This is a genomic window from Nocardia sp. GTS18 (genome assembly GCF_013839555.1).
Classification (GTDB): domain Bacteria; phylum Actinomycetota; class Actinomycetes; order Mycobacteriales; family Mycobacteriaceae; genus Nocardia; species Nocardia rosealba.
The window spans coordinates 97,810-115,484 of record NZ_JACBIU010000002.1 but is presented as its reverse complement, the minus strand read 5'-3'; the positions used below and the strand labels follow the sequence as shown (position 1 = coordinate 115,484).

Below are 17,675 nucleotides of genomic sequence, written 5' to 3'. Positions count from 1 at the left end.
CACCATGACCGAGGAACTCCCCGAACCCGCCGTCACCGTGGTGCGCGAATTCTTCGCCGCGCTCGAGATCGATGCGGTCGACGAGGCGCTGGAACTCCTCGATCCGGAGATCGTCTGGAAGAACACCTCGCTGCCGACGATCCGGGGCAAGGACCGGGTCGCCATGGTGTTGCGCGGACTGGACCGTCCGGCGCTCGGCTTCTGGGCCGAGATGCACCACATCGCCGCCGACGGCGACATCGTGCTCACCGACCGCACCGACTATCTGCGGTTCGGGCCGGTGCGCATCGGGTTCTGGGTCACCGGCACCTTCGAGATCCGCGCGGGCCGGATCGTGTTGTGGGACGACCACTTCAGCAAGGGCAATGTGCTGCGCGGCACGGTCGTCGGGGTGGCCAAGGCGCTCACCCGCCGCTGACCTACTGGTGTTTGCGTAGATAGTTCAGGTAGGTGGGGCGGAGGACTTCGGCGATCTTGCCGTCGCCCGCGTGGATGTAGTCGTCGAGCATCGGCAGTACGTACTTGATGTCGGCCTCGCTCTCGCCCAGATCGCCCGCCTCGGCCTGGGCCGCGGGAATCGCCTTGAGCAGGTCCCACAGGAACTTCACATCGCCGCGCCGCACGGCCGTTTTCACCGCGCGATCGTGTAGTTCCTTCGACGACAGCTTCTCCAGATCCTGGTCATCGGCCATGCAACGACTGTAGCGCTCGACGCGCCGAACGGCGGCGACCATGCTGGTTAACCTCGAATTCACGGACACGTGGGCCGGACCGGCAGCGCCGTAGCGGGTTCGGCGGTAGCGTCGAAGATGCGGATCGCGTCGGTGTGATTCGTACGGGAGGTCCTGACCGTGACTGAGCTACTCAGTACGAGGGGGCCGGCACCCGGCCCTCGTGGTGGTTGACAAACCACCTACAAGGACGGACCGGTCCAGCGAGATCGTTCGCGCGGGTGCCGTGCGAACACATAAGGAGCCCACCGTGACTGCTGCACGCTCCGTTTCCGCTCACGCGATGCACACGGCCTCGGCCTCGAAGAAAGGGGCTCGCCCCGCGCGTTCCGGTCTGAAGACATTCGTCGTAGACACCTCTGTCCTGCTGTCCGACCCCTGGGCTGTGACCCGCTTCGGGGAACATCGGGTGGTCCTGCCGCTGGTCGTGATCAGCGAGCTGGAGGCCAAACGGCACCACCACGAGCTCGGCTGGTTCGCCAGGGAAGCGCTGCGCATGCTCGACGACCTGCGCATGCAGCACGGCAGGCTCGATCAGCCGCTGCCCATCGGCACCGACGGCGGCACCCTGCAGGTGGAGCTCAATCACACCGATGCCTCGGTCCTGCCCGCCGGATTCCGCTCCGAGACCAACGATTCCCGCATCCTGGCCTGCGCGCTGAACTTCTCCGCCGAGGGCGAGGACGTGGTGCTGGTCTCCAAGGACATCCCGCTGCGGGTGAAGGCCAGCGCGGTCGGATTGGCGGCCGACGAATACCACGCCCAGGACGTGGTCACCTCCGGCTGGAGCGGCATGGTGGAACTCGATGTCGCGGGCTCCCAGATCGACCAGCTCTACAGCGAGTCGGTGATCGACCTCGACGAGGCGCGGGAACTGCCCTGCCACACCGGAATCCGGTTGCTCGGCAGCAGCTCCAGCGCGCTCGGACGGGTCACCGCCGACAAGCGGGTGCAGTTGGTACGCGAACGCGAGGCCTTCGGGTTGCACGGTCGCTCGGCCGAACAGCGCATCGCACTGGACCTGTTGCTCGACGAGAGCATCGGCATCGTGTCGATGGGTGGCCGTGCGGGCACGGGTAAGTCGGCGCTCGCGCTGACCGCCGGGCTCGAGGCGGTGCTCGAGCGGCGCACCCAGCGCAAGGTGGTGGTGTTCCGTCCGCTGTACGCGGTGGGTGGGCAGGAACTCGGCTACCTGCCCGGTTCGGAGAGCGAGAAGATGGGCCCCTGGGCCCAGGCGGTTTTCGACACGCTCGACGGGCTGGCCAGCCGCGAGGTGATGGACGAGGTGCTCAGCCGCGACATGCTCGAGGTGCTGCCACTGACCCACATCCGTGGCCGGTCGCTGCACGATTCGTTCGTGATCGTCGACGAGGCGCAGTCGCTGGAACGCAATGTGCTGCTCACCGTGTTGAGCCGGCTCGGGACCGGATCGCGGGTGGTGCTCACCCACGATGTGGCCCAGCGTGACAATCTGCGCGTCGGCAGGCACGACGGTGTGGCCGCGGTGATCGAAAAGCTCAAGGGACACCCGCTTTTCGCGCACATCACCCTGACCCGCAGTGAGCGGTCGCCGATCGCGGCGCTCGTCACCGAAATGCTCGAGGAGTACGGTCCCAACGCGTAATCGGGCAATCGGGCCGCGTCACCGGCCCGAATCCGTTTGATATCGGCGAACTGTGGGTATTATCCGCGGCGACACCTTTCCAGCAACGGCTCGGCGAACATTGTTCTGCCGGGCCGTTGCGGATGTCGGCCAGGCTCCATGTCCGGGGCGGTGCCCCCGGGGGGCCACTCGCGAGAGGATGGATATGAACCACTTCGCTCGACGTACCGCCGCCGGAGGCGCCGCCTTGGTCGCCGCGACCGGACTGCTGCTCGCCGCGGGTTGCGGCGACGACGACAAGGACAAGGTAGATTCGGCCGTCTCCAGCGTGATCACCACCCTGCCCGGCGGGGCGGGTTCGGAGACGACCACCGACCACGCCGATCACACCGACGGCTCGGCGACGGCCACCACCGAAGCCGGGGAGGGCACCGGAAGCGCCACCTCCACCGCGACCGCCGCGGGTGAGTCGACCACCATCTCCGGCCCCAACGGCGACATCACCGTCTCCGGCGAGGTCTACAAGAAGTACGTCGCGGCGGGCGCCGCCGCCAGCCCGCTCGGCGCACCGGAAGAAGCGCAGGAATCGGGCCCCAACGGCGGCCAGTACCAGGACTTCGAGGGCGGAACCGTCTACTGGAGCCCCGAGACCGGCGCCCACATCGTGTGGGGCGAGATCCGTGAGGCCTGGGAGGAGAACGGCGGCGCCAACGGCACCCTCGGCTACCCGACCAGCGACGAGAAGGACATCCCCGGCGGCAAGCAGAGCGACTTCACCGGCGGAACCATCACCTGGGTCGGCGGCCAGACCACCGTCACCCCGAAGTAATCGCGCCGCGGCGCGGGGACCGGGTTCACCCCTTGGGTCCCCGCGCCCGACGGTGAAGTACTAGGTTGGCTGCGTGCAGAAAACTTTGACCGACCGCGAACTGCTGGACGCGCTCGCCGATGTGGTGGAAACGAACCTGAACCGGCACATCGACGCGGCCGAGGGTTGGCAACCGCACGACCTCGTGCCGTGGTCGGACGGGCGCAATTTCGCCTTCCTCGGCGGCACCGATTGGGCGCCGGACCAGTCCGATCTCAGTGAGACCGCCAAGCTGGCGCTCACGGTGAGCGTGCTCGTCGCCGACAACCTGCCCTCCTACCACCGGGAGCTGGGTAAGTACCTGCGCACCGGGCCGTGGTGGCGCTGGGTCGGCCGCTGGACGGCGGAGGAGAACCGCCACGAGATCATGCTCCGCAACTACCTGATGCTCACCCGCGCGGTCGACCCCGTCGCGCTGGAGCGGGCGCGGATGGCGCACATGACCGCCGGCTTCAACCGGCCGCCGCTGCACCTCATCGACGTGCTCGCCACCTGCGCCTTCGAAGAGGCCGCGGCCGCCATCCGGCACCGCAACACCGCCGCCCTCGGCGAGAACCCGATCGTCACCGCGATGGCCGAGAAGCTGGCCGTCGACGACGAGTTGCAGGCCGAGTTCTTCGCCGAGCTCGTCTCCGCCGCGCTGGACCTGGTCCCCGATCAGGGTGTGCGCGCGATCGCCGACCAGGTGGCGGCCTTCCGGGTGCCCCACGTCGACCTGCCCGGCGGTGGTTCCAGTGACGAGGCGCTGGCCGAAGCGGGCATCTACGACCCCGCCAAGGAAGGTGAGCTGGTGTTCAAGCCGCTGCTGCAGCGCTGGAACATCTTCACCCGCACCGACCTCGGCGAAGAAGGCGAAAAGGCCCGCGCGGAACTCGCGCACCTGGCCTGATCTGTCATACGACGGCCGCCACCTGCCCAGGTGGCGGCCGTCGTGCTGTCTCAGGACTTCCGGTCGACGTTGGTCATGGCCAGCACGTCGAGCTTCTGGTCGAGTTCCTCGACGCTGAGCTTGTCCGGGGTGAGGCCACGGTCGATGACGGTCTGGCGGATCGTCTTCTTCTCCCGCAGCGCCTGTTTGGCGACCGCGGCCGCTTCCTCGTAGCCGATGGCCGAGTTCAGCGGCGTGACGATCGACGGCGACGATTCGGCGAGCGTGCGCAGATGCTCCTCGTTGGCGACCAGTCCGGCCACACACTTGTCGGCGAACAGGCGGGAAACGTTGGCCAGCAAGCGAATCGACTCGAGCAGGTTGCGCGCCATCACCGGAATGTAGACATTGAGCTCGAACGCACCGCTCGCACCACCGAAGGCGATCGCCGCGTCGTTGCCGACCACCTGCACCGCCACCTGCGTAACCGCTTCGGGCAGCACGGGATTCACCTTGCCCGGCATGATCGAACTGCCCGGCTGCAGGTCGGGGAGCTGGAGTTCGCCGAGGCCGGTGAGCGGCCCCGAACCCATCCAGCGAATGTCGTTGGCGATCTTGGTGAGGCTCACCGCGATGGTGCGCAAAGCGCCCGACGCCTCGACGAGTCCGTCGCGGGCGGCCTGGGCCTCGAAGTGATCGCGCGCCTCGCGCAGGGCGTCGATCTCGGTGGCGCGCACCAGTTCCGCGACGACCTTCGCCCCGAATCCGGCGGGCGCGTTGAGGCCGGTGCCGACCGCGGTGCCGCCGATGGGCAGCTCACCCAGGCGCGGAAGCGTGGCCATGATGCGCTCGATGCCCGCCTGGATCTGACGGGTGTACCCACCGAACTCCTGGCCGAGCGTCACCGGCACCGCGTCCATCAGGTGGGTGCGGCCCGACTTCACCACCGTGTGCCACTGCTGCGACTTGTCCAGCAGCGCCAGGCGCAGATGTTCCAGTGCGGGAACGAGTTCCGCGATCACGGCCTCGGTGGCGGCCAGATGAGTGGCGGTGGGGAAGGTGTCGTTGGACGACTGCGACATGTTCACGTCGTCGTTGGGGTGCACGGTGACGCCGTTACGCGCCGCGATCGACGCGATCACCTCGTTGGCGTTCATGTTCGAACTGGTGCCCGAACCGGTCTGGAACACATCGATCGGGAACTGGTCGTCGTGGCGGCCGTCGGCGATCTCGTTCGCCGCCGCGATGATCGCCTCGGCCTTCACCGGATCGAGCAGCCCGAGATCCTTGTTCACCTGGGCGCAGGCGGCTTTCAGCAGCCCGAGCGCCCGAATCTGTGCCCGCTCGAGCCCGCGCCCACTGATCGGGAAGTTCTCCACCGCCCGCTGCGTCTGCGCCCGCCACAGGGCGTCGACGGGGACGCGAACCTCCCCCATGGTGTCGTGCTCGATGCGGTACTGCGCGTCGTCGTCAGCCATACCTCGACACTAGGACGAGATCCCGATGAATGGGGCTCCCACACCCGCGCAAAATCCCACACTGTCGGCAGGAATAGAAAGAGCCCCGGGGATTCCGGGGCTCTCGTCTACGTCACGGCAGTGGGGGGTTGGCGCTGTCGTCACCGTCGAAGTCGACCGAGGAGTATTCGCGCAGTTTGGTGAGGCGGTGGTAGGCGTCGATCATGCGGACGGTGCCCGACTTCGAGCGCATCACGATGGACTGGGTCGACGCGCCGCCACCGAAGTAGCGGACACCGCGCAGCAGGTCGCCGTCGGTGACGCCGGTGGCGCAGAAGAAGACGTTCTCGCCGGAGACCAGGTCGGTGGTCGAGAGCACGCGGTCCAGGTCGTGGCCCGCGTCGATCGCCTTCTGGCGTTCCTCGTCGTCCTTGGGGGCGAGCATGCCCTGCAGCTCGCCGCCGAGACAGCGCAGCGCGGCGGCGGCGATGATGCCCTCGGGGGTGCCGCCGATGCCGACCAGGATGTCGACGCCGGACTCGGGACGCGCGGCGGCGATGGCGCCCGCGACGTCACCGTCGGAGATCAGGCGGATACGCGCGCCCGCCGCGCGGGTCTGCTCGATGATCTCGGCGTGCCGGGGGCGGTCCAGGATGCAGACGGTGAGGTCGGAGACCGAGGACTGCTTGGCCTTGGCGACGCGGCGGATGTTCTCGCCGATCGGGGCGGTGATGTCGATCGAACCGGCGGCGTCGGGGCCGACGGCGATCTTGTGCATGTAGAACACGGCCGACGGGTCGAACATGGCGCCGCGCTCGGCGACCGCGAGCACCGAGATGGCGCCGGGCGAGCCCTTCGACATCAGGGTGGTTCCGTCGATCGGGTCGACCGCGAAGTCCACCTCGGGGCCGGTGCCGTCACCGACCGCTTCGCCGTTGTACAGCATCGGCGCTTCGTCCTTCTCGCCCTCGCCGATCACGACGATGCCCTTCATGGACACCGAGCTGACCAGCTGACGCATGGCGTCGACGGCCGCACCGTCGCCGCCTTCCTTGTCTCCGCGGCCGACCCAGCGGCCCGCGGCCATCGCTCCTGCCTCGGTGACACGTACCAGCTCGAGGGCGAGGTTCCGGTCGGGTGCCTCGCGGCGGCTGGGGGCGGGCGAAGATGCCGTCATTGCGGAGTGCCTCCTTGGCGTTGGTGATACGGGGGCAATTGTCGCATTACGAACCTGCACGGTCGTGCACGACCTCCCGGCGCGACCCCTGAGCGGCCAGGTCAGCGGCCGAGTGGATACTGGTAGCCGTGGCCCAGACCAAGCACCGCATCTTCAACGACTACCGCGATCTGTTCTGGTCGCTGATTCCGTTGGTGCTGATCGCGGTCGTGCTGGCGGGTGCGGCCAGCCAGTGCACGGTGGCGACCAACGGCCCGACCCAGGGGCAGATCCCGTTCTTCGACGCGGGCGCCGCGCTGCGCTCGGACGCGAAATCGATGCCGTTCCCGATCCGTCAACCGGCCTTGCCCGAGGGCTGGGTGTCGAACTCCGGCAGCCGCGAGAACATCAGCATCGCCGGTGGCGGGCCGGTGAGCACGGTCGGCTACATCACCCCGCAGGGCACCTACATGCGGTATTCGCAGAGCAACGCCACCGAGGAAGCGCTGTCGCGGCACGTGCTCGGCTCGCGCTATCCCACCGGAACCCAGGACATCGCCGGGCAGAAGTGGGTGGTCTACACCGAGCCCACCGAGGAGTCGGCCTGGATCGCAGACCTCGGCGCGGTACGCATCCTGATCACCGGCGCGGGCAACGAGGCCGCGTTCACCACCCTGGCCCAGGCGGTCACCGCAGCCCAGCCGCTCGCGAAGTAGGCGGTGGGATCAGCCGTCTGCGTCGAGGTCGGCGCGTGACAAGGCGTCCTCGACGCGCTTGCGGGCGCCTGCCAGGTGCTGTTCGCAGCGGTTGGCCAAGGCTTCCCCACGCTCCCACAGGGCCAGCGAGTCGTCGAGGTCGAGGCCGCCCTGTTCGAGCATCTTCACCACGTTGACGAGTTCGTCGCGGGCGCGTTCGTAGCCGAAGGTCGCGATCTCGGCCAGGGTGTCGGTGTTGTCGGAACCGGCGTCGGCCACGGTCACTTCCTCTTCTCGTCGGTGGATTGCGGGGTCAGGCGCGTGGTGCCGAGGGCGGCGGCGGTGATCGCGCCGTCGCCGACGCGGATCCGCAGCTGGCTGCCCGCGGGTGCGTCGTCGATCTCCCGGACGACGTGGCGTTCGGGCCCGGCGACACGCTGCACGACAGCGTAGCCACGGGCCAGGGTGGCGGCCGGGCCGACCGCGGTGAGTTTCTCGCGCAGATGCGTGGTCCTGGTCGCCTCGGTGCGCAGCGCGTGGTCGATGCAGCGGCGCGCGGCGGTGCGTAATCGTTCGACCTCGTCGTGGCGGTGACCGAGCTCGCGCAGCGGGTCGGCCAGCACCGGACGCGAGCGCAATTGCTGCAGGGCATGGGCCTCGCGTTGCACCCACCCACGCAGCGCCGCCGCTGAGCGGGCCCGCATCTCACGCACCCCCGCCAGTTCGGCGGCGGCATCGGGCACGATGCGTTTGGCGGCGTCGGTCGGGGTGGCCGCGCGCAGGTCGGCGACCAGATCGAGCAGCGGGTTGTCGGGTTCGTGACCGATCGCGCTCACCACCGGGGTGCGCGCCGCCGCGACGGCCCGGCACAGGGCTTCGTCGGAGAAGGGCAGCAGGTCTTCGGTGCTGCCGCCGCCGCGCGCGATCACGATGACGTCCACTTCGCCGTCGAGCTCGCGCAACGCCTCGAGCATCTGTGGCACCGCGCTCGGGCCCTGCACCGCGGTATTGCGGATGACGAAACGTACTGCGGGCCAACGATTCTGAGCAACACTGAGCACATCGCGCTCGGCCGCGCTCGCCCGCCCGGTGATGAGGCCGACCGAGGCGGGCAGGAACGGCAGCGGCCGCTTGAGCCGCGGATCGAACAGGCCCTCCGCGGTGAGCAGCGCCTTCAGCCGTTCGATCCTGGCCAGCAGTTCACCGATGCCGACCGCACGGATCTCGGTGACCCGCAACGAGATCGTGCCGCGCCCGGTGAAGAACTGCAGCTTGCCGTAGACCACCACCCGGCTGCCCTCGATGAGCGGAACGGGCAGGCGGCGCAACAGATCCGGGTCGCAGGTGATCGACAGCGACATGTCCACCGAGGTGTCACGCAGGACGAGGAACGCGGTGCGCGTACCGGGGCGCAGATTGATCTGGGTGACCTGACCCTCCACCCAGATGCTGCCGAGACGCTCGATCCACTGGGCGACCTTGATCGCCACCGAACGCACGGGATACGGCTGCTCCGCCGAATTCGCCGGTGCGGCCGCGGTGCCGGTGCCGTCCTGAGTCATATGTCAGTTCTACGGGAGGGCACCGACAAACGAAAAGGCGGCCGCGTCCCGTGGGATCGCGGCCGCCTCGGCAGCGGAGTGTCGCTACTTGGCCTGCACGGTGGCGATGCGGTTGGTGAGCATGGTGACGAAGGGCGCGCGGGCGCGGGTCTGCTGCTCGAAGGCCAGCAGCTGGCCGAGCTCCTCGACGCTGAGCATGCGCAGGCGGGCGCGCAGCTGGGCCAGCGTCATCGACGGATAGTCGTAGCGGATGGCGACCTCGGGTGCCTCGACCTCCTCGGGCGCTTCCTCGGCGGCGGGCTCGACCGTCTCGTTCTCGGTCTCGAGCACCAGCAGCGACGCGGGCACGGCCCGACCATTGGTCTGGGACTCGGAGGCGTCCTCGGCGAACAGGTCGAACCGGCTGGCGTGACCGTTGGTCGTGGCGGCGGGCGCGAGATCCTCGTCGAAGGTCGCCCACTCCGGCTGCTCCTGCGCGGGCGAGCCGAGCCGCTCGAACACGGCGTCGCCCTTGAGCGCGAGGCTGGTGACGAACTGCTGCACATGCATGGTCGTCTGCAACACGCGACTGATGGCGGTGATCGGGAATTGGACCGCGGCGACGGGAAGCCGCCGGGTCTCTTCTAAGGCGTATACGGCGGCGCCGGCGGCGACCCGGGCCAGAAAGGGAGGTCGAAACATGGTCCCAGCCTGCCCCAAAGCGGCTGTGATGCAAAGATCCCGACCACCCTGATGTGATCTATGCCCCTTCGGGGGCCCCTGGCCACGCACGTAAGCTGTGCATTATGACCTCGGCAATCCCCTTGAACGTCGGTATCACGCGCTCGGCGAGCGCGGCGGATGCCGGTGCCAAGCGCGTGCTGCTGGCCGAGCCGCGCGGGTACTGCGCAGGCGTCGATCGTGCTGTCGAGACGGTCGAGAAGGCTCTGGAACAGCACGGCGCGCCGATCTATGTGCGCAAGGAGATCGTGCACAACCGGCACGTGGTCGAGACCTTACGTGAGCGCGGGGTGATCTTCGTCGACGAGACCGACGAGGTGCCCGAGGGCGCGCTCGTGGTGTTCTCCGCGCACGGTGTCGCGCCGACCGTGCACGAGACCGCCGCCGAACGCAACCTGCGCACCATCGACGCCACCTGCCCGCTGGTCACCAAGGTGCACCAGGAGGCCAAACGCTTCGCCCGCGACGACTACGACATCCTGCTGATCGGGCACGAGGGGCACGAGGAGGTCGAGGGCACCGCCGGTGAGGCGCCGCAGCATGTGCAGCTCGTCGACGGCCCCGACTCGGTCGACCGGGTGACGGTGCGCGATCCGGCGAAGGTGATCTGGCTGTCGCAGACCACGCTGTCGGTCGACGAGACGATGGAGACCGTCGAGCGGCTGCGTCAGCGGTTCCCGACCCTGCAGGACCCGCCGAGCGACGACATCTGCTACGCCACCTCCAACCGCCAAACCGCGGTGAAGGCGATGGCGCCCGAATGCGATCTGGTGATCGTCGTCGGGTCGCGCAACTCCTCGAACTCGGTGCGGTTGGTCGAGGTGGCGCTCGGGGCGGGTGCGCGGGCCGCGTATCTGGTCGACTACGCCCGCGAGATCGACCCGGCCTGGCTCGACGGGGTGCGGACCGTCGGGGTCACCTCGGGCGCGTCGGTCCCGGAGATCCTCGTGACCGGTGTGCTCGACCTGCTCGCCGAGCACGGCTTCGGTGAGGTGCAGCCGGTGACCACGGCCAACGAGACGCTGGTGTTCGCCCTGCCGCGCGAGCTGCGTCCCGCGCGTCGCTGATAAACGAGAAATCCCCGCCGCTTCCGGATCGCGGCGGGGATTTTCTGTGTTCAGAGGCTGTCGGGGCGGCGCCGTTCGGTGCGAGCGGAGTCGGCGCGGTCGCGGTAGCGCACGTTCGGCTGCGGGTGTGGTGGTGCGTCGCCGCGCCTGCGACTCGTGCGGGCCGGTTCGGGTTCGCGGGGGGCCGCTGCCGCGCGTGGCGTACGCGGCTCGCGGGCGCGGCCCGCGGTGGGGGCGCGCTTGGGGTCGGCGCCGCGCGCCGGACGACGTGCCGGGCTCGACAGATCGACCTCGGTATCCGGGTCGTCGAGGACGCCGGTCCGCCGCGGCCGCTTGCGCGCGGCCTCGGCGAGGTTCCGGGCCGCCGGTTCGGGGCGACGGCTCGTGGTCTTGCGGGCGCTTCGACGTTCCGTCGCCGGTCGCGCCGTGGCGGGCGCTCGCTTGGCCAGGGCGATGCGGGCGCCACCGATCACGGCGACGAGCAGGGTGGCCAGCGCCATCGTCGGGAAGCGTTCGACCAGCGGGATGACCAGGTTCATCAGCACGTCCTTGATGGACGTGGTGCTACGGCCGCCGAGCAGCTGACAGGCCACCGGGACAGCGACGAACAGCAGCAGCGGCGGCATCACCATGGTGGCGAACAGGCCACGAGCCCGCACCGCGCAGACCGCGAGCACACACCCGAGCACATAGAACACCGAGAACGTGGTGGTCGGGAAGTCTTCGTCGCCCAGCGCGTCGATCAGGAAGCCGAGCGTCGTCGCGCCGACGGCGAGCGCGATCGCTGCCCACGCGGCGATGCCGGGTACCGAGGGCATGATCGAACGTTGCGGCGCGGGCACCCGGGGTCGCGCACGTTGGGAAGCAGCCACCCTATGACACTAACTGCATGACGACCGTGTTGCGGTCGCGGCACGGAGAACTCAGCGGCGATCCTCGGCGTCGGCGAAGGCCACCACCCGAGGCCGGGTCTCGGCGAGCCGGATTGCCGGGAGCTCCTGATCGGCGATGCCGAGATCGTGCATCCGGCGTGCGGTGACCAGCACCCGCGACTCCACCGAGCCGACGGCGGCGTTGAAAGCCGCTACGGCCTTACCGAGATTCACGCCGAGCGAGTCGAGGTGTTCGGCGACCTTGCCGATACGGGTGTAGAGCTCCTTACCCAATTGCTGCACCGTTGCCATATCGCGCGAGAGAGCTTCCTGACGCCAACTGAACGCGACCGTGCGCAGCAGGGCGATGAGCGTGGTCGGCGTCGCGAGGATCACGTTCCGGCCGAACGCGTACTCGAGCAGCTCGGCATCGGTGGTCAGGGCGGCGTCGAGGAAGGGGTCGCCGGGAACGAACAGCACGACGAACTCCGGCGCCGGGTCGAAGGCCGCCCAGTACGCCTTGTCGGCCAGCTGGTCGACGTGGGCGCGCAGCTGCTTGGCATGCCTGGTCAGTAATCGGGTGCGCTCGCTCGGGTCCTCGCTGGTCGCTGCGTCCAGGTAGGCGGTGAAGGGGACTTTCGCGTCGACGACGATGTGCCTGCCGCCCGCCAGTCGCACGACCAGGTCGGGTCGCACCGCGCCGCGGTCGTCGCCGCCCGCCCGGGTGACCTGGGTGTCGAAGTCGCAGTGCCTTGTCATGCCCGCCAGTTCCACGACCCGTTCGAGCTGGATCTCTCCCCAGCGTCCACGTACCTGTGGGGCGCGCAGCGCGGCGACGAGTTGCCCGGTCTGGTCGGAGAGCCGATGCGAGGTGCGCTGCATCCCCGCGACCTGTTCGCGCAGCCCCGAATAGGCGTCGATGCGATGGTGCTCCACCTGCCGGATCTGCTGTTCGAGCGCGCCGACCGCGTCGCGCAGCGGGTCGACCAGCGCGCCGACGGCGGCCGAATGCCTGCGTGCGGCATCCTCGTTCGCCGCGCGCAGCGACTGTTGGAGCAACCGCTGGTTGTCCTCGGCGGCGGCGAGCCGGGCTTCGGCGACCGCGGCGCGCTGCCCGCCGCGGGCCGCATGGCCAAACCAGCCGAGACCGAGGCCTGCGGCGAAAACAAGGACGAGCGCGACGAGCATCGAAGCGGTCATGGCGGCGATACTGCCCGAGGGCACCGACAAGTTCGCAATCACCGGGCAACCGTGTCGGCGAAATGACACGGTTGTAGTGCGTCGATTGAATTCTGTCGGTGTACTGGCCTACGGTTCGCGGCATGCGGATCCTGCACACCTCCGATTGGCACATCGGGCGCACCTTCCACGGTGTCGACCTGCTGTCGGATCAGGCGCGCGCACTCACGGCCGTCGCCGACCTGGTCGCCGCCGAATCCGTCGACGTGGTGGTGATTCCCGGCGACATCTACGACCGCTCCATTCCCGGCGCCGACGCCATCGCGGTGTGCAATCGCGGCTTCGAGGCGATTCGCGCCGCGGGCGCGACCATCATCGCGACCTCCGGCAACCACGATTCGCCTGCCCGGCTCGGTGCGGGCGCGAGCTTCGCGGCCGCTGGTGGGCTGCATCTGTGCACGCGGGTCGCCGATGTCGACAAGCCCGTCCGTCTGGCCGACAGCCACGGTGAGGTGGTGTTCTACGGGATTCCGTACCTCGAGCCGGAGATCACCCGCGCCGAACTCGGTGTGCCGCAGGCGCGCTCGCACGAGGAGATCCTGCAGGCGGCGATGGCGCGGATCAATGCCGATCTGAGGGGGCGGCCGGGGGCTCGGTCGGTGGTGCTCGCGCACGCGTTCGTCGTCGGCGGGGCGGCCACCGGGTCGGAGCGGTCGATTTCGGTCGGTGGGGTGGAGACGGTGTCGATGGCGGCCTTCGACGGCATCGATTACGTGGCGCTCGGGCATCTGCATTCGCCGCAGACACTGTCGGAGTCGGTGCGCTACAGCGGTTCTCCGCTGCCGTATTCGTTCGGTGAGAGCTCGCATCGCAAGGCGGTGTGGATCGTCGACTTGAACCAGAACGGGCTGGCCGAGGTCCGCCGTCACGATCTGCCGCTGGTGCGGGGGCTGAGTAGGCTCACCGGGACGCTCGAGGAACTGCTCACCGCTGACGAGCATCTCGGTGCGGTGGAGCATTACGTGTCGGCCACGCTCACCGACACCGCGCGCCCGGTCGACCCCATGCGCAAGCTGCGGGAGCGGTTTCCGCATGCCGTGCACGTGGAATGGGTTCGGCCGGAGGGTAATCCGGAGTTGCGGTATCGCGAGCGAGTGCACGGCCGCCGCGACACCGAGGTGGCCGCGAGCTTCTTGTCCGATGTGCGTGGGGAACCGACCGAGGGGGAATTGGCATGGGTGGAACGAGCTCTGGCCGCTGCGGTGAGCGAGCCCGATCCGCCGGGCCCGGAACCACTGGCGGCGGAGCTCTCGGCGTGACCGGGGACGCCGCGTGAGACTGCACCGGCTGGAGATGACCGCGTTCGGCCCCTTCGCCGACACCACGGTCGTCGACTTCGACGAGCTCGGCGCCGACGGGCTGTTCCTGCTGCACGGGCACACCGGCGCGGGCAAGACCACGGTTCTCGACGCCATCGCCTTCGCGCTCTACGGCAAGGTGCCCGGTGCGCGCGGTGAGAGCAAACGCCTGCACTCCGACCACGCCGACCGGCTCACCCCGCCACAGGTGAGCCTCGAGGCGACCCTCGGCGGTCGCAAACTGCGGCTGACGCGCGTGCCCGAGTTCGAACGACCCAAGCGCGACGGTTCCGGCACCCGGGTCTCCCAGCCCAAGGCCACACTCACCTGGCTCGACGGCAGCGGCGAAAACCTTTCGCGCATCACCGATATCGGTGAGGAGGTGCTGCGGCTGCTCGGCATGAGCGCCGACCAGTTCTTCCAGGTGGTGCTGCTCCCGCAGGGTGATTTCGCCCGGTTCCTGCGGGCGGAGAACGAGGATCGCGAGAAGCTGCTCGAAAAGCTCTTCGACACACAGCGTTTCGGCACAGCCGAGCGGTGGCTGGCCGACCGCAGACGCACCGCCGAAGCCGAACTCGGTATGCTGCGGCAGGGCATCGACCGGCTCATCACGAAGGTGGGGATGGCGGCCGGGTACGGCGGCGCGGAATCGGTCGGGCTGCCCGACGCGGTGAGCTGGTCGCAGGATCTGCTCTCCACGGCCCGCCGCGAGCTGGCCGACGCCATCGCGAATACCGAACTGCGCCAGAAGGAGTCCGACGCCGCCCGCGCCGAAGCCGACGAGCAGCGCCGCGTCACCGAACTCCATGCCCGGATGCGGGCGGCCAGGTCCGAACTCGAGGCCTACACCGCTGCGGCCCCTCACCGCGCAACCCTGGAACGCGAACTCGAACAGGCTCGTCGCGCCGAACCGGTCGTCCAGGCCATCGATGAAGCTCGCACCATCGTCCGCGACCTGCGCCGAGCCGAAACCGCCACGCGCGCCGCCGCGACCGAACTGGCTACCCAGCTCCGCGCCGAAGCCGCTGCCGACCTACCCGGTCTCGACCTGCTGACCGTGATCACCGACGAGCTCGATGAGGCCCAACGGAACCCGCGGTCGGACGGGGGAGGGGATGCGGGTGCGGCGTCCGATCGTCGTCCGCGCTCAGCGGATGCGCGCTCGACGGTCGACAGGTCAGGGCAAGCTGATGGTCTCGCCGGCGCCGCAGCTGGTCCGGTGCGGGATGTCGCGGGAGATCTCGACGGGGCCGTCAGTCGGTGGAACGCGCTGATCGGGGTGCTGGGGGAGGTCCGGGCCGAGGCGGTGACCGCCCGGCAATTGGCGGGGGATCTCACGGCGCACGAGGCGGAGGCCGAACGGTTGACGCGGCGGGCCGGGGAGCTGGCGCGCCGGCGCGAGGAACTGCCCGCGATGATCGCCTCGGCGCAGGAGCAGTTGCGCGAGGCGACGGATGCGGCCGCCGCGTTGCCGGGGTTGCGCAACGAGCTGTCGAAATGGCAGGACTCGGCGGCCGCCGCGGTCGAATTGACCACCAAGCGACCGGCTTTGGACCGCGCGCAAGCCGAGCTCGACGAGGCGCGACGAGCACATCTCGATGCCCGGGAGCGGGTATTGGATCTGCGCTCCCGGCGCCTGGCCGGGATGGCCGCCGAACTCGCGGGCGCCCTGGTCGAGGGTGCGCCGTGTGCGGTGTGTGGTTCCGCCGAGCACCCCGAACCGGCCGAGCCGACCGACGATGCCGTGTCCAAGGACGCCGAGGACACCGCAGTGGCCGCCGAGCAGACCGCCGAGGCCGCACGCGACCGAGTCGCCCAGCGCATCGCCACCCTGGAACGCGAGATCGAAGCGCTCACCGCACGCGGTGGTGCCGCCGACCCCGTCACCCTCGCCGACGCCGTCCGCACCGCCACCCACCGTTTCGAAGACGCCACCGACACCGCGAACCAGGCGACCGCCCTCACCACGCGCCTCGAAACCCTGCGCAGCGAAGAGTCGGCACTGCACGAGCAGTCCCGCGATCTCGACGTCCGCCTCGGCACCGTCACCGCCAATATCACCACCACCCGCACCCGTCTCGACGAACTCACCGCCCGCCTGCGCACCGCAGCGGGCGCCGACACCTCCGTCGACGCCCGCGCGGCCCGCCTCGAATCCCTCATCACCGCCACCACCGCTCTGCGCGAGGCCCGAACCGCGGAATCCGCCGCCCGCACAGCTGTCACCCGCATCGCCACCCGCGTCGAAAACCTCGCGGCAGCAGCGGGATTCCTCGCACACGAGGTGCCGCTGTCGCCTGACGAACCTGCTGCACACTCGACCGACAACCCGGAGACACCGGATCGCACGCCACGCAACGCCACGGTGCGCTCCCCGTCGGGTGCGCCAAAGCCCAAGGCCGACAATGGGTCCACCGCCGAAGGCCCACTCGGTCGCGCTCTCTCCGGTGACGCGGAAGTGTCCGCCGCCGAGGAGCGGAGCGCACGCCGCGCGGGTGTCGGTCACGAGGGGGCACAGGATGGCGATTCTGACCGAGCTGGTCGCGCGCCAGCGAAGCAGACGCAGCGCGTAGATGTCGAGATGCCAACGCTGTTCGATCTTTTCGACACGGAGGCCGACGACGAGGAGCCGGCAGACGAGCCGGTCGCTGCGCGTGACGATATCGCCGTGCTCACGGCCTGCGCACAGGTCGTCGGCGCGGCCGCTCGCACGGCCCGGCAGCAGGCGGAGATCGAGGCCGAGCTCACCGCCGCCGACCGCGCGCGGGCGCACGCCGAGGCCGTGCTGGCCGAGCCGGAGATTCAGGCCGTGGCCGAGCGGGTTCCGGGTGATCCAGCCGAATGGGAGCAGCGGTTCGCGCTGGCGCAGAATGCGCTGACCTCGGCGGTCGCGGCGCAGTCGGCGGCGACCGAGCGGGTCGCTCAGCTCGAACAGCTGAGTACCCAGCTCTGGGGTGAGGTGGAGCGGATCGCGCCCAAGCAGCGAGAATTCGACGAATTGGCAGGGTTGGCCGAGGTGGTAGCCGGCCGCGGCGAGAACAATCGACGAATGTCGTTGCGGTCCTACGTGCTTGCCGCGCGGCTCGAGGAAGTGGCGGTGGCGGGGTCGGTGCGGTTACGCCGGATGTCGGGTGGCCGGTACGAATTCGTCCACTCGGACAAGGCCGGTCCGCGCGGCAGGCGCGGCGGCCTCGGTCTCGACGTGCGCGACGACTACACCGGCTCCATCCGTTCGGCGAAAACTCTCTCCGGCGGCGAAACCTTCATGGCCTCACTGGCTTTGGCGCTCGGCCTGGCCGATGTGGTCGCCGCCGAAGCGGGCGGCGTCACCCTGGACACCCTCTTCATCGACGAGGGTTTCGGCAGCCTCGACGCCGACACGCTCGACGCCGTCATGGGCGTCCTCGACGAACTTCGCGCCGGCGGCCGCGTAGTCGGCGTGGTGAGCCACGTCGACGAAATGCGCCAACGCATCCCCACCCGCCTCCACGTCCTACGCGGCCGCAACGGCTCCCACCTGAAAACCACCGTCGCCTGAC

General features: G+C 69.4%; 16 protein-coding genes. 8 read left to right on the top strand and 8 right to left on the bottom strand.

Annotated elements, in window-relative coordinates; all coding sequences use genetic code 11:
* Positions 1-4 precede the first annotated feature (4 nt).
* The gene (locus tag HYG95_RS03620) at positions 5-418 is read left to right on the top strand and encodes a limonene-1,2-epoxide hydrolase family protein (protein WP_181696591.1); all 414 of its coding nucleotides are present in this window, start codon (positions 5-7) and stop codon (positions 416-418) included.
* 1 nt (position 419) lies between these two features.
* Here the strand turns inward: HYG95_RS03620 and HYG95_RS03615 are convergent, their stop codons facing one another.
* The gene (locus HYG95_RS03615; RefSeq protein WP_181696590.1) at positions 420-692 is read right to left on the bottom strand and encodes a hypothetical protein; all 273 of its coding nucleotides are present in this window, start codon (positions 690-692) and stop codon (positions 420-422) included.
* Between the two features lie 289 nt (positions 693-981).
* Between HYG95_RS03615 and HYG95_RS03610 the strand changes: the two genes are divergently transcribed.
* The 3 genes from HYG95_RS03610 (at position 982) to HYG95_RS03600 (ending at position 4,091) form a co-directional block, all read left to right on the top strand.
* Entirely contained in the window at positions 982-2,355 is a 1,374-nt protein-coding gene (locus tag HYG95_RS03610; protein ID WP_067485988.1) for a PhoH family protein, read from the top strand.
* 184 nt (positions 2,356-2,539) lie between these two features.
* Positions 2,540-3,163, top strand: coding sequence for an LGFP repeat-containing protein (locus HYG95_RS03605; RefSeq protein WP_181696589.1), 624 nt, complete (start codon positions 2,540-2,542; stop codon positions 3,161-3,163).
* Between the two features lie 73 nt (positions 3,164-3,236).
* Positions 3,237-4,091 carry an acyl-ACP desaturase gene (locus HYG95_RS03600; RefSeq protein ID WP_356986892.1) on the top strand — a complete coding sequence of 285 codons (855 nt, stop codon included), beginning with the start codon at positions 3,237-3,239 and terminating at the stop codon, positions 4,089-4,091.
* Positions 4,092-4,141: 50 nt separating this feature from the next.
* On the opposite strand, the gene HYG95_RS03595 is transcribed toward HYG95_RS03600, so the two are convergent.
* Positions 4,142-5,548, bottom strand: coding sequence for a class II fumarate hydratase (locus tag HYG95_RS03595; protein WP_181696588.1), 1,407 nt, complete (start codon positions 5,546-5,548; stop codon positions 4,142-4,144).
* Positions 5,549-5,660: 112 nt separating this feature from the next.
* Positions 5,661-6,704, bottom strand: a complete 1,044-nt coding sequence (glpX, locus tag HYG95_RS03590) for a class II fructose-bisphosphatase (protein ID WP_181696587.1) — start codon at positions 6,702-6,704, stop codon at positions 5,661-5,663.
* Between the two features lie 128 nt (positions 6,705-6,832).
* Between glpX and HYG95_RS03585 the strand changes: the two genes are divergently transcribed.
* Positions 6,833-7,399: a DUF4245 domain-containing protein gene (locus HYG95_RS03585; RefSeq protein ID WP_181696586.1), complete on the top strand. Its 567-nt coding sequence runs from the start codon at positions 6,833-6,835 to the stop codon at positions 7,397-7,399.
* A gap of 9 nt (positions 7,400-7,408) precedes the next feature.
* Here HYG95_RS03585 and HYG95_RS03580 read toward each other — a convergent pair whose 3' ends face one another.
* The 3 genes from HYG95_RS03580 to HYG95_RS03570 form a co-directional block, all read right to left on the bottom strand.
* Positions 7,409-7,657 (bottom strand): exodeoxyribonuclease VII small subunit, encoded by a 249-nt coding sequence (locus tag HYG95_RS03580; protein WP_181696585.1) that lies wholly within the window; start codon positions 7,655-7,657, stop codon positions 7,409-7,411.
* A 2-nt stretch (positions 7,658-7,659) separates the two neighbouring features.
* The gene (xseA, locus tag HYG95_RS03575; RefSeq protein WP_181696584.1) at positions 7,660-8,940 is read right to left on the bottom strand and encodes an exodeoxyribonuclease VII large subunit; all 1,281 of its coding nucleotides are present in this window, start codon (positions 8,938-8,940) and stop codon (positions 7,660-7,662) included.
* 84 nt (positions 8,941-9,024) lie between these two features.
* On the bottom strand, positions 9,025-9,621 hold the full coding sequence (locus tag HYG95_RS03570; RefSeq protein WP_181696583.1) for a lipid droplet-associated protein: 597 nt from the start codon (positions 9,619-9,621) through the stop codon (positions 9,025-9,027).
* Positions 9,622-9,725: 104 nt separating this feature from the next.
* On the opposite strand from HYG95_RS03570, the gene HYG95_RS03565 reads away from it, so the two are divergent.
* Entirely contained in the window at positions 9,726-10,727 is a 1,002-nt protein-coding gene (locus HYG95_RS03565; protein ID WP_181696582.1) for a 4-hydroxy-3-methylbut-2-enyl diphosphate reductase, read from the top strand.
* A gap of 50 nt (positions 10,728-10,777) precedes the next feature.
* Here the strand turns inward: HYG95_RS03565 and HYG95_RS03560 are convergent, their stop codons facing one another.
* A complete protein-coding gene (locus tag HYG95_RS03560; RefSeq protein ID WP_220139012.1) occupies positions 10,778-11,545 on the bottom strand; it encodes a DUF6542 domain-containing protein in 768 nt (255 codons plus the stop codon).
* 105 nt (positions 11,546-11,650) lie between these two features.
* The gene (locus HYG95_RS03555; protein WP_181696776.1) at positions 11,651-12,799 is read right to left on the bottom strand and encodes a DNA recombination protein RmuC; all 1,149 of its coding nucleotides are present in this window, start codon (positions 12,797-12,799) and stop codon (positions 11,651-11,653) included.
* A 122-nt stretch (positions 12,800-12,921) separates the two neighbouring features.
* Here HYG95_RS03555 and HYG95_RS03550 point away from each other — a divergent pair, with 122 nt between their 5' ends.
* Positions 12,922-14,097 carry an exonuclease SbcCD subunit D gene (locus tag HYG95_RS03550; protein WP_181696580.1) on the top strand — a complete coding sequence of 392 codons (1,176 nt, stop codon included), beginning with the start codon at positions 12,922-12,924 and terminating at the stop codon, positions 14,095-14,097.
* Between the two features lie 13 nt (positions 14,098-14,110).
* On the top strand, positions 14,111-17,674 hold the full coding sequence (locus HYG95_RS03545; RefSeq protein ID WP_181696579.1) for an AAA family ATPase: 3,564 nt from the start codon (positions 14,111-14,113) through the stop codon (positions 17,672-17,674).
* Position 17,675: the final 1 nt, after the last annotated feature.

Bases quoted from the DNA above. Each gene is read 5' to 3' on its own strand.
- glpX (WP_181696587.1), bottom strand. From the start codon at position 6,704: ATGACGGCATCTTCGCCCGCCCCCAGCCGCCGCGAGGCACCCGACCGG.
- HYG95_RS03570 (WP_181696583.1), bottom strand. From the start codon at position 9,621: ATGTTTCGACCTCCCTTTCTGGCCCGGGTCGCCGCCGGCGCCGCCGTA.
- HYG95_RS03560 (WP_220139012.1), bottom strand. From the start codon at position 11,545: ATGCCCTCGGTACCCGGCATCGCCGCGTGGGCAGCGATCGCGCTCGCC.
- xseA (WP_181696584.1), bottom strand. From the start codon at position 8,940: ATGACTCAGGACGGCACCGGCACCGCGGCCGCACCGGCGAATTCGGCG.
- HYG95_RS03620 (WP_181696591.1), top strand. From the start codon at position 5: ATGACCGAGGAACTCCCCGAACCCGCCGTCACCGTGGTGCGCGAATTC.
- HYG95_RS03615 (WP_181696590.1), bottom strand. From the start codon at position 692: ATGGCCGATGACCAGGATCTGGAGAAGCTGTCGTCGAAGGAACTACAC.
- HYG95_RS03605 (WP_181696589.1), top strand. From the start codon at position 2,540: ATGAACCACTTCGCTCGACGTACCGCCGCCGGAGGCGCCGCCTTGGTC.
- HYG95_RS03555 (WP_181696776.1), bottom strand. From the start codon at position 12,799: ATGACCGCTTCGATGCTCGTCGCGCTCGTCCTTGTTTTCGCCGCAGGC.
- HYG95_RS03565 (WP_181696582.1), top strand. From the start codon at position 9,726: ATGACCTCGGCAATCCCCTTGAACGTCGGTATCACGCGCTCGGCGAGC.
- HYG95_RS03595 (WP_181696588.1), bottom strand. From the start codon at position 5,548: ATGGCTGACGACGACGCGCAGTACCGCATCGAGCACGACACCATGGGG.
- HYG95_RS03550 (WP_181696580.1), top strand. From the start codon at position 12,922: ATGCGGATCCTGCACACCTCCGATTGGCACATCGGGCGCACCTTCCAC.